Origin of the sequence: Candidatus Hinthialibacter antarcticus (assembly GCA_030765645.1) — a bacterium.
GTDB lineage: Bacteria > Hinthialibacterota > Hinthialibacteria > Hinthialibacterales > Hinthialibacteraceae > Hinthialibacter > Hinthialibacter antarcticus.
The window spans coordinates 54,689-65,764 of sequence record JAVCCE010000001.1; the positions used below are offsets into that span (position 1 = coordinate 54,689).

The following is an 11,076-nucleotide window of genomic DNA, read 5'->3' on the forward strand; positions in this document are numbered from 1 at the left end:
CATCTCTAGCATATTTCGAGTAAGATAGTGGTTCCTCTTTGCGAATGCTCCCACTGAAATTTTATCGACCCAACAGAATGCAAGATGCGAATTCAAGATGTTATGTTTTGTTTCGGAAATCCCTAATTCTACATGACTATGCCAATAGCATAGTTCCAAATCCAGGAGGGTAACATGATTCGTCGGTACAGATTAGCAAGCAGTTTGATACTCAGTTGCGTTTGTTTGATGATGTTGAGCGGATGCGCCATGAGAAACGCGCATTACAAGTCGTTTTTAGATTTACGGGATGAGACGTCAAAGAACTATTCCCAGCAAGTCGTTGACGCCATCGTCGGCGTCCGTGAAGACGGCACCCTGCCGGTCTTCTTCTCGGTTGAAGCGGGTTCATCGTCGTGGGCGCCAACCATCAGCGGTGGTTTATCCAGCGTGATGGCGCCGCCATGGAACACATTGCGTACGCAGTTGTCTCAGAGCGCAAACGCGAGCGAGTCGATGAGCAGCGCGATTCAGTTTAACGACTTTGGCTCAGCGCCGATGTCGCGGGTCAACACCTTGTACGCCCTGCTTTGCTTTGACTACAACATTGGCGATATCCAACTGCCCAACGGCCTTCTATACACGGTGGTCAGCGAACAAGACGACGCCGACGGCCTGCGTTTTGCCCGCAAATTGAAAAACGGAAACTACATTGGTGTTCCAGATGAAAAACGCGAAGAGTTTTTGAAATTCGCGAAAGACGTCAACTTCTGGACGCGCCACGCCGCGCCCGATCCCAAAGATTTGAATTCAGCCGCAGGCATGGTTTACCGCTTCTCGGTTGAATATCCCGAGTCGATTGTTGCACTCGCCCAAGCGTTGAAAGCCAAAGAAGGCGCCGAAGCGGGACTGCCCGCCGCCCAACAGGCGTTGTCTGCAATCATGGCGGACTACAACAAATTAGTGGATGAAGCCAAAACCACAAAAGCCAATCCGCAAGTCATGACCACATTGCTTACGTTCAAGCGTGAGGAAGTGCAAAGCAAAGCGCAAGGCGCAGGCGCAGTGGGCGCGCTAATCGCCCAGTCACAAGCGGCCATCGCAAGCAACACAAACAACTTAGAAGGCCTACTGAAAGGCCTGCGCTCGACATTGGACCAAGTAAAAGCGACTGATCCTAACGCAGGCGGCATCGATGTAACAATGACCATCAACGGCTTGAATGAACAAATCACGTCTGTTATGTCTGGCGACGAAGAACTGATTAAACAGTTTGAAGAGTCAACCTTCGGCGGCGCACTGAACGCTCAGGATTCTGTTGACAAATTATACCGCGACCGTTTCGAGTCATTGCCGACGCGCTTTGACCAAGCCTCGCAAGCACAAGAATAAGCGAACCTGCAATCACGCATGTAAGGCGGGTTGGAATGTTCCAGCCCGCCTTTTTTGATACAGAAACAGGTTCCGGTATTTCAAAAATTGACAAATCAGGCATGGGTGGAACTCTGGGAGCGCCTGTGCATAAGGGCTTGAAAGCCCGCACTGAAGCGAGCAGATCTGTACCCATGCCTGATACAGCGAAAGATCATAAATTCACGAAAAAGTGTCAAAAGACGCAATTCAATTTGTGATAAAGTACCCAAATACCGGAAGAACTCCTTTTTTTATGTTTTGATAATGACAATCGGGCCGACAGGCGGGTTTTGTAATGCGTTGTTTAAATGCTCATGCAACGCGGTCGGGTCCAAATAACCCAAGCGGCGAACAAAGCGTTCAATATCCTTCGCTGATTCACCGCTTTCCGCATGAAGCACCACGGATGAACCAGCCTGCTTGGGGCGCTGACCGGGTTCGACCTCCGAAACGCCAGGCGGTTTGTTCCAGGTTTTTATGACGCCGCCCTCAGAACTTTGCACCCAAACACACTCAAACCAATCAAGCTCAAAAATTTCGCCGATGCATTTCACCGCGTCTTCGACCGGGCCCGATTGCAACTGGCTCCGCCAAAAAGGAACCACGCTCGAAGCGGACACAATCGCGGTGAACTCTTTTTCGCTCACCCGGCCTACGATGGCGCACACGCCGTCTTCAACCTCCACCAAGTCCATAAACTCGCCTTTGGAGATATCTTGAATCACGCCAACGCCTGAGAGCGCATTGTGTTGAATTTTAATTTCCGGCCAGATCACATGTTGATAGACTTTCTCTAAGTCTTTTTGAACGCGCTGGCTCTCAATACTCATTAATTCATCTTGATCGCGTTCTCGCTCTTCTTTCAATACTTCAACCATGGTGTTGTAGGTATTCTCCAACCCGTTGATTTCGCGGATTGAAGAAGTGAGTTTTATCTCATGCAAATCGCCGGATTGCACGTCTTGAATGGCATAGGTCAGTTCCCGGATCGAATGGCTAATGATAAACGATAATGTAAAAGCGGCGAGTACGCCGATCAATAAAACAATTACACAAATCCACAAGAGATCACGAAGGATTGAGAATGACAGTTCACTGATTCCGCTTACGTCCATCTCAACCATGACAACGGCGGCCAGTTCATCTAAACCATTGTTCACTGGCGCTGACGCAATGAGAATCAACGGCTGGTCTGGCTCGCCTTGGTTCGGATAAAAAAAGAGTGAATCGTAATTTTCTGACTCATTTTCATGTTCGGAGCGCACGGTTTGATGGAACCAATCGTTGTGCTCGTTCAAATAAGCGACGCTGTCAATAGTCGGCTCCTGCCCCCAAGCGTAAATGGCTTCAAACGATTGAGAGTCATGCACAGACAGCCGCAGGGCCAATCCATCATCTAAAATACGGGCAAACGCCAACTCCAAATCGCCGCTAATCACGTCATCAGCGGCGGATATTTCATGCAGTTCTTGCAACGCATTCGGAGTCAAAAATTCGCTAATTGAAATAGCAAACGCATTCGCCTTGGTCTCATAACCAGACAATAACACGTTGCGCTCGGTATAATATTTAAAGCCGCCCATCACGATGATGGTCACCAAAAATACCGGCAACAGAAATAACAAATTTTGCGTACGCAATCGCATTTAGAAACACCGTTTAATGAGAGAAATACAAGTCTTTGCCTTCGGTCTTGCCAAGCATCGCAAACAAAAAAGCCGGACATTCATAAACCAGCGTAAAGAAGAGGCCTTTCCGCAAGGTCAAACAAACGGTTTTTTCACCAGCGGCTGAATAGATATCGGAACCGAGTTCCCACCCAAACAACAATGAAGGGGCCCCAACCACGATGGGCAGCGCCTGCCCGCCCCTTGTAACCAACCCTCCAGAAACCGTAATCAACATGCTGGATAGGGCCGCGCCTGCATTCACGACAATTGAATTTTCGTCATAGGCGCGTTCTGACAACACCTCCGCGATCACGTCAATTTCATGATCGCGCAAAGAATCAAATGCAGGAATATTTTTCAAATAAAAGATTCGTTGAATACGGTCCATCGCTACGCCCATTCTAACAATATCATCATGCTGCGCTCCGCCGTTGGCGTTTTCTCATCCGGTATTTCTGATTGAATGCGTTCAAATAGGGCCGGGACGCGGCCTTCGCCTGCTTTCAAATCCGCCTCCCGTTCAATGATGGATTGAACCGCGTCCGCAATCGCAACAGAAACGATGATAAGCGCATCGCCTGACTCGACGGGAAACGAACCCGTCTCTGACAAATTGATTCGCTGATATGGCTGTTGGTTGATTCGGTAGCAAACAAATTCAGATCGGCACAGCGAATATAAACATTTATCTTTGCGGTGAATAAAAAAGAAACCTTGAACGCAATCTTGGTAATATTCATTTAACGCGAACGAAATTTTCGTCCAGTCACCGCGATACAAACGCAGCAATTTACGAACAATTGACGGTATGTCTATTTGGGTTTTTAACACAACCAGCGAATTGCCTTTTTGAATTCCAGCCCAAGCCATTGCGCCTTGAACATCTTTTAAGACGGCTGACAAAACCGACTCGTTTACGCCAAGGCCCCAATGGTGCGTCTGCCATCCATCCATCTGAGACGGGACTAGCATCTCACGGATTTGCACCAGTTTTCTAATGAGTTCCGCGCGCGCGGTTTGATAGTGTAGAATTTTGTTATCAAATTCGCGTTTATCTTGCGCTTCTTTCATATCATGGCTGAGTAAATTAAACGCGTGGCTTAACGCATGAAATTCTTTCGCGCCAACTTCGTCCGCCTTTTTCCCATACTCGCCCGCCGCAACGGTGAGCGCCGTCTCATTTAACAGGGCGATCGGCTTCGACATCGCCGTCGTCACGGCGTACATAACAAGCAACGCTAATAGAAACGACAGCAACCCCAACCCAATGGTTTGTAATAAATGCACCCGGGATTTTGTCCCAATCACACTAACATTCACATCCGTACCAACGACCGCGCGAACAACGCCGCCTTGACCAAAAATCGGCGCATAGCCTGTTTTTATCAATCCCCACTCGTCCCATTCCACGATATCTGACTGATATATTTCCCCCAACAAAATTCGTCCATATAAATCAAAGACGCTTTCAGCGGGAAGAGAATCTTCCGTCGCGATCCAAGAATGATCGGCGTCAATGTTAGAATCAATATTGTAAGTAATCGCTCCCAAATCTTGTTCAGCATTTTGCATGAATGTATATAAGTAGGTCACATTCAATTTCTCTTTGATTCTTCTCATCGGACTTACATTGGTCAAATACGATTCACGCATTTCATTTCGATATCCGCCCCAAATTCCACTTTGCACTAGCGCGCCCGAATCAGAGTCGATCTCAAGCAACGCGTCAGAAGAAACAAATAAATCCTGCGTTTGCGCTTTCCAGGCCAATCCATAAACCGGGCCTTCAAAGAACTCATCCAAAGCAGGTGCATCATCATCCTCTTCCGCGACTTCTTCCTCAACCTCATTCATTTGAGCGTCTGTTTGCAACAAAAGGTTCAATATATTTTCTTGAACGACCCTCTTGGCCTCTTCATCTTGCAATTGCATAATTCGGTCATATTGAAATGCATTCCACACATCGCGCTCAGCCAATTCACCAAGATCATTAACCGGCTCTTCAAATTCATCCGGCTCCTCATTTAAACGCAATTGCATTTCCTCAATGACTTCTCCGTTCACGCTATTAATTTGACATAACGCAACCGGGTCAACGCGTAATGCGTATAGAGAATTATTGTCGGAATTATATGTAAGCCCAACATAATCCATATAATCATTTTCATTTATTGTTAATACATATTTAGAAACGGCGTCAATTTGAAAATATCCGTCGCCGCATATACAGATTTGTTGATTGATTGAATTAAAGGCGATGCCGCTCACAGCCCGCTCTAACGAGGCAATCTTTTGTAAGTTATTGAATGTAGAATCACTTGCAGAATAAATAGTCCCAGACGCATCAACTCCGTAATAGGTTCGCCGGTTTGCGTCAAATGCGAGATCAATCAGATTCACGCTGAGACTTGTATTTAAAACATTCGCGCCGCCATGGACGGGGTCAATCTCAAGAAGCCATCCGGTATTTTTATCAATGCCCAACAGGCGCAAACGCTCTTCGATATAAACCAACCCTTGCGGTTGAAATTGTCTCATTAAACCATCAACGATTTCATCGCCGTCTAAAAAACTCGCCGTGACCAAACTAATCGCTTCAATTTGGTCGCCGAACCCATCTTCAATTAACCGATAGGTATCACTAAAATTGACCAGCCCCATAATAATTGTGACAAATAGAAAAATCGGGGCTAAAAACAACATATAAAATGCATGCAGCCCTATCGTAAACCGTTTATTTTCATTCCGTCTATTCATATCACTTTCACTTCAATGCAAACATACCATGTAATTTTATGGATAAATTGGGGTGGATTTTTCCAAACTCCTCGAGATATTCAAGCGATAATTCATACACTTTAACACTCGTTTCTGCAGAGGCGTTTTCTTCGCGAAACTGGCTTCCCATAATTACCTTCTCGCCAATGACGTCGCCATACGCAATCACAACGCTTGATTCTGACGAAAGCACAACGGAGCCTTCATCAAGCAAATAGAAAGAATTCGCCGCTTCACCTTCTTGATAAATCGTTTCATCAGGCGCAAATAATATCGTCTTCATTTTTGCCGCAAGCTCCTGCAATTCAAACACAGGCACTGCTGAAAAAATGGTCGTGCGTTTCATGCATACAATTCGGTCAACAATCGTATCAACCACTTCGCCTTCGACCCGTCTCAACATTGCCGTAAGAACCTGTCGCACCGATGTTTCAGACGGGTCTAAGTCTTCACACAGGCGCCGCAATAATTGATCAAAATGGTCGGCGCCCGATTCGGTATTATTGTCTTCCCACTCAAACTGCACTTGGGCCGCAATGGATTTTTCGAGTTGGTTTGAACTCGACCAAGCAAAATCGATCACTTCGCCAATGGTCATCTCATCACAGTTGAATTTTTTGCGGTAAAAATCGACTTGATTGCTACGAGAGCGGCCATCAACAAGCGGGAGCAATTTTTTATAGACGGATTTACTCACAGACTGTTCTAAGGTTTCGATGGCGTTGCTTCGCGCATCCCGACTTGATGACCACAACGACGCCGCAATCATTTCATGGTTTGCAATCTGTCCGCCCAATGACAGTATCTCTAAAATAAATCCCAGAGAACGAATTTGTTCATCCTGATAAAAAAAGCCTAATGCAACAAAGCCGTTTTGGTGCGAACCGAATTGTTGCAAGATCTGGCTGCAATAAATCATCTGATACGACCGCCGAATTTCGCTTTCAACCAGGCTCGGCGCCAGTGCCTGCATCTGAGGGAAAGCCATTTCTGCAATCGCGCGCGCAGCGATCGAGCGTCCGCCGTACGAATACGTTTCATTCCGAAGCACCCGGACGCAAGTCGGAATGGATTTAAGCCCCAATTGTAAAATGGCCTGTTGCGCCAGCCGTTTTTCATACGGCGCATAGGCGTCGGCGCGCTCTAACATTAAGGGGATGCAAGCGGAGTCGCCAATCTGTTTTAGCGCATCAAAAACAGCAAGCCGCACCTCGCCGTCATCTTCATTCATCATCACCATTACATCTTGAATAAGATTGCGGTTTTCAACACCTACTAAGTGGGCTAAGGCGAGATGCGCCGCCTTGCGCACGCTCTCATCTTCTTCATCCAGATAACTTTTGACATATTGCGCGTAACGGCTATCTCCCGTATTCACCAGCGAACGCAACGCCGCCAACCGTTCGTTTACGCTGCCGCGCACCAGTTGCTGAAACTCCCGGATCGCAAGCGAGGCGTACTCTAAATCCCAATGCTTCCACAACAATACAGCCGCGGAGGCCCGCGCCTCAACATCATCTGATTGTAATAGTTCAAGCATGGTGTTCGCAGACGCAAGGCTTTGTTGATCGAGAGATTTTATGATGACTTGGCGCGTTGGCTCATCTTGCGATACGATCCAATCGAGAATTAAACGGTTCACATCGTTGTTATTCTGGCTATACATCTCGCTTAATAATCGGCTATATATAGTACGTCCATCCGCGTCCGCTTCTTCCCACAATCGCAAGAGTTCCGTCACGCCTGCAATCTGGTCATGCTTCCACAGCATCCGGCACGCCGTCAATTTTTGTTTTACGCCGCCGGTTTGAATCACTTCCCGCAGAGAAGACAGTTCTTCATCACTTAATATGCGTTGTTGTTGCGTTTCTGAAACATTAAAATCAAGCCATTCATCCTTGAGGCTCTGCACGGTTGCGCCAGCATATTGTGCGCGCATAATTAATATTGTCGCCAAATAGACTAAACCAATCCAAAGTGCAATTAATGACATTTCGAGGTGTGAAAGTCCAATATATTCGCTAAAAACAATCAGTGTAAAACCCGCGACCGCAACGCCGAACGGCTCAATCCAGCCTTCAATAATGGTGCGCACTGACGTTTTAATTTCACGGGGAATCGGGTTAATAATTAAATTAAAGTTATTATACTCAATGGATGTTTGAACTCCCTGATAAGCAAAGAAACCGACGATTGCCATAACTAACATTGATTCTGGAGAACCAAACACAGCCACGTAGCCTGCAAATAAAACTAAGTAAGCGATTGGCTGGATCAACGCAATATTTCTCACGCCAAAGTTCACAATCATCCGGTTAAACAATAACAAAACAACAATGGTATTAAATATGTTCGCCAACATGAACATATACCCCAACATATTGGCGAGTGAATCTTCATCCGTATATTGATGCTCAAAAATCTGCATATACTGAAATTCACAGATATAAGCCAGAATCATCCCCAGAAACGATGAAACGGTCAGAAAAATAACATATTTTGATTTCTTAAATCCCTGCCCTAATGAATAAATCTGTTGCCGGACCGAACCAGATGAATCCGCCTCCAAATCAATCAGCGTCGAAAACCTCCGCAGGCTGAAAATTGGCGCCAATGAAAGTAAACTCAACCCCGACCAAAGCAAAAATAAATAGCCGACTTCAATTTGGAAACCCATAAAAAGCGTAACTAAATAGCCGCCCACGGTTGCGCCAACGGCATTCGCCCCGCTCAAAAGGGGAAACAACCGCTTGGCGCTTAAAATATCAAAATAGGCGTCAACAAAATTCCAATAAATGGTATAAACCGCAATATAACAAATTGCGCTGTAGAGTTTGACAATAAAAAACATCCAATAGGATTCATCGCCGGACGTGATTGCAATTTCCGCTAATTGGTACAGCCCTATGCCGCCAAAAACTAACAAGGCGCATGTCAGCAATTGCATCTTCAACACGCCGACCCGCTGTGTAATCAACGACGTCAACGGCGTGACGAAAAACATCAAGAGCGGCAGAATAAAATAGATATAAGGAAGGCTTTGTACGCCAAGGTAAGAAATAAACAGCGAGTCAGAACCGACATAACCAATGGCTACGCCAGCCTGCAACAACGCCCCCAACAACGAAAAGAAGAAGACTTTCGCTCCTTCTCCCTCATGAACTTGAAACAGTTTTTGAAGAATACGGACCATTGCTTTCCTGAAGCGGTTGTACGACGTAACTTACAATTATTTCTCAACCAAATACTAGAACGAATAACCAATACTAATCAGCGTATACAAGTCATCTTCATCATTGACGGAATCATCAAATGAAAATTGGTAATAGACAGCCGGGGTTAAATAAAAATTGTTCCATTCAAACGTGGTAGAAGCGCCAACGGTTGCGTATAGAAAACCAGATGCGGTATCATAGGGGCCGTCCCCATACGTTACATCCGCCATCAGAGAAATCGCTTGCTCTTCTTGTTCGGGCAACAAGGCTGGGATTGGAACGTCGTACCCCAATGCAAAGGTATGATAAAACCCGTTATCAATCGCCTCTTCGCTCTGAATTCCGTCCCACTCATAGTACACCGTATAACTGGGCACCAAGACCGAGGGGCCGATTGGCAAGAGTTGGTCGAACGTAAATGATAGTCCGATCTCTTGCCCGTCAATTTGACTATTTAATTTGGGAAATGAAAAATAGGTATATACGACCCCGACTGAGAGGCTATACCATTCTTCTTCAAAAAACGCATGATCGTAACCAAGATAGAAATCAATTTCTGTCAGGTCTTCAAATCCGCTGGTATCAGGCCAAGCGCCCCACACTCCGGCATAAAAATCTTTATACCCAAATTCAACGCTGGGATGAAAGGCGCCGTCATTGTCAAACGTATCAAACCCATGCCACATATATTTAGAGGCATAAGTGAAATCAACATTAATACTCAGTTCCTCGCCGTAAATATCAATTGCCGATGCGGACAGCCCGCTGCCCAATACGAGTCCCAAAAAAAGCGCAATATTTAAAGCAATTTGTTTTTTCAACACACCCTCCAAGCATAACATTTTGTTACACGGATTTCTCATACATCTCTTATTCAGGCAACAGCATAGCGCATATTTAATTTTATTCTGATATAAATGATCAACTTTCGTGAAAAGCTGTTGTTGTTTTTTATTTTTCGCCTAAAATTATTAAATCGTTCATCAAACTAAGGTCTATTTTAAACCCAATATGGAAGAATACCGACGTATAATTATCGATAATACGCATTACTACGGCAAACATCTAATCGCATCATTCAAACGCTGCACCCAAAATATCACTGACAAGCAAGCCATCTCTGATTTCTTACATCAACTCGCGGTTGATATTGATATGAAGCCGTTTGGCCAGCCGATTGTCGAGCGCTTTGGCGAAGGCATCGAGATTGGAATCTCCGGCGTTCAACTGATCGAGACCAGCGCGATTACGGTGCACACCAACGACATGGCGCGCGATCTCTATTTAGACGTCTTTAGCTGCAAAGACTTTGATCCTGACGAGGTGTTGCGTTTTGTCAATGACCGATTTTCACCAGAAGACGAAACCTATAAGGTACTATTGCGGTCATGAGATTTTATCCCGACTCGATTCCACCGTTTCAATTCGAGCCCACCACGGACCGTTTTCAAGTCCAAAAATTTGAAAACGCCCGGGGCGAAGGGGTCGTCTCGTTGGTATCTTTCCAGCCTGGCGATGTCGTCGCCGCCTTCAGCGGGGTGGTCTTGCCCCACATCACCCAATTCACGCTGCAACTGAGCGAGTCGCTGCATATCCATGATCCCTATTTCATGGGAAAAGTTCTCCACCATTGCGATCCGAATTGCATCACGGACCTCAAGCGTCTCTTGTTTATCGCAACCAAGCGCATTGAACCGGGCGAAATCATTACGATTGATTATGATGCGACCGAAGAGGTCTTGTATAAATCATTTCATTGTTCATGCGGCGCGACGCACTGCCGGGGCTTCATCCAAGGCCGCTCCCCTAAACCTTAAAATTTTTTTCGTAAATTGAATTTAGATTTCGCTGCATTCAGGTCTGGGCACAACTCTGCTCGCTTCAGTGCGGGCTTTCAGGCCCTTAAGCACAGGCGCTCCCAGAGTTGCACCCAGACCTGAGAAGATTTGTCAATTTTTGATAAACCAGACTACGTTTTCATAACAAAAAGCATGGCTACCGATCAATGCAAGTAGTCGCTT

The 11,076-nt window shown here is 45.9% G+C and carries 9 protein-coding genes; 4 read left to right on the top strand and 5 right to left on the bottom strand.

Annotated elements, in window-relative coordinates; translation table 11 throughout:
- Nucleotides 1-174 precede the first annotated feature (174 nt).
- The gene (locus P9L94_00270) at nucleotides 175-1,371 is read left to right on the top strand and encodes a hypothetical protein (protein MDP8242483.1); all 1,197 of its coding nucleotides are present in this window, start codon (nucleotides 175-177) and stop codon (nucleotides 1,369-1,371) included.
- Between the two features lie 35 nt (nucleotides 1,372-1,406).
- On the top strand, nucleotides 1,407-1,610 hold the full coding sequence (locus P9L94_00275; GenBank protein ID MDP8242484.1) for a hypothetical protein: 204 nt from the start codon (nucleotides 1,407-1,409) through the stop codon (nucleotides 1,608-1,610).
- Between the two features lie 33 nt (nucleotides 1,611-1,643).
- On the opposite strand, the gene P9L94_00280 is transcribed toward P9L94_00275, so the two are convergent.
- Genes P9L94_00280 through P9L94_00300 form a run of 5 tightly spaced genes read right to left on the bottom strand, consistent with a single transcriptional unit; the run spans nucleotide 1,644 to nucleotide 9,876 of the window.
- Nucleotides 1,644-3,038, bottom strand: a complete 1,395-nt coding sequence (locus P9L94_00280) for a hypothetical protein (GenBank protein MDP8242485.1) — start codon at nucleotides 3,036-3,038, stop codon at nucleotides 1,644-1,646.
- Nucleotides 3,039-3,051: 13 nt separating this feature from the next.
- On the bottom strand, nucleotides 3,052-3,450 hold the full coding sequence (locus tag P9L94_00285; GenBank protein MDP8242486.1) for a hypothetical protein: 399 nt from the start codon (nucleotides 3,448-3,450) through the stop codon (nucleotides 3,052-3,054).
- 2 nt (nucleotides 3,451-3,452) lie between these two features.
- On the bottom strand, nucleotides 3,453-5,819 hold the full coding sequence (locus P9L94_00290; protein ID MDP8242487.1) for a hypothetical protein: 2,367 nt from the start codon (nucleotides 5,817-5,819) through the stop codon (nucleotides 3,453-3,455).
- A gap of 7 nt (nucleotides 5,820-5,826) precedes the next feature.
- Nucleotides 5,827-9,033 carry a cyclic nucleotide-binding domain-containing protein gene (locus tag P9L94_00295; GenBank protein MDP8242488.1) on the bottom strand — a complete coding sequence of 1,069 codons (3,207 nt, stop codon included), beginning with the start codon at nucleotides 9,031-9,033 and terminating at the stop codon, nucleotides 5,827-5,829.
- Between the two features lie 54 nt (nucleotides 9,034-9,087).
- On the bottom strand, nucleotides 9,088-9,876 hold the full coding sequence (locus P9L94_00300) for a hypothetical protein (GenBank protein ID MDP8242489.1): 789 nt from the start codon (nucleotides 9,874-9,876) through the stop codon (nucleotides 9,088-9,090).
- Between the two features lie 190 nt (nucleotides 9,877-10,066).
- Here P9L94_00300 and P9L94_00305 point away from each other — a divergent pair, with 190 nt between their 5' ends.
- Both P9L94_00305 and P9L94_00310 read left to right on the top strand, forming a co-directional pair.
- Nucleotides 10,067-10,447 carry an S-adenosylmethionine decarboxylase gene (locus tag P9L94_00305; protein ID MDP8242490.1) on the top strand — a complete coding sequence of 127 codons (381 nt, stop codon included), beginning with the start codon at nucleotides 10,067-10,069 and terminating at the stop codon, nucleotides 10,445-10,447.
- Nucleotides 10,444-10,872, top strand: coding sequence for an SET domain-containing protein-lysine N-methyltransferase (locus P9L94_00310; GenBank protein MDP8242491.1), 429 nt, complete (start codon nucleotides 10,444-10,446; stop codon nucleotides 10,870-10,872). Before P9L94_00305 ends, P9L94_00310 begins: the two co-directional genes overlap by 4 nt.
- Nucleotides 10,873-11,076 lie beyond the last annotated feature (204 nt).

What these genes read in the sequence shown, in the direction of transcription:
- P9L94_00270 (MDP8242483.1), top strand. Translation starts at nt 175, where the DNA reads ATGATTCGTCGGTACAGATTAGCAAGCAGTTTGATACTCAGTTGCGTT.
- P9L94_00275 (MDP8242484.1), top strand. Translation starts at nt 1,407, where the DNA reads ATGTTCCAGCCCGCCTTTTTTGATACAGAAACAGGTTCCGGTATTTCA.
- P9L94_00280 (MDP8242485.1), bottom strand. Translation starts at nt 3,038, where the DNA reads ATGCGATTGCGTACGCAAAATTTGTTATTTCTGTTGCCGGTATTTTTG.
- P9L94_00285 (MDP8242486.1), bottom strand. Translation starts at nt 3,450, where the DNA reads ATGGACCGTATTCAACGAATCTTTTATTTGAAAAATATTCCTGCATTT.
- P9L94_00290 (MDP8242487.1), bottom strand. Translation starts at nt 5,819, where the DNA reads ATGAATAGACGGAATGAAAATAAACGGTTTACGATAGGGCTGCATGCA.
- P9L94_00295 (MDP8242488.1), bottom strand. Translation starts at nt 9,033, where the DNA reads ATGGTCCGTATTCTTCAAAAACTGTTTCAAGTTCATGAGGGAGAAGGA.
- P9L94_00305 (MDP8242490.1), top strand. Translation starts at nt 10,067, where the DNA reads ATGGAAGAATACCGACGTATAATTATCGATAATACGCATTACTACGGC.
- P9L94_00310 (MDP8242491.1), top strand. Translation starts at nt 10,444, where the DNA reads ATGAGATTTTATCCCGACTCGATTCCACCGTTTCAATTCGAGCCCACC.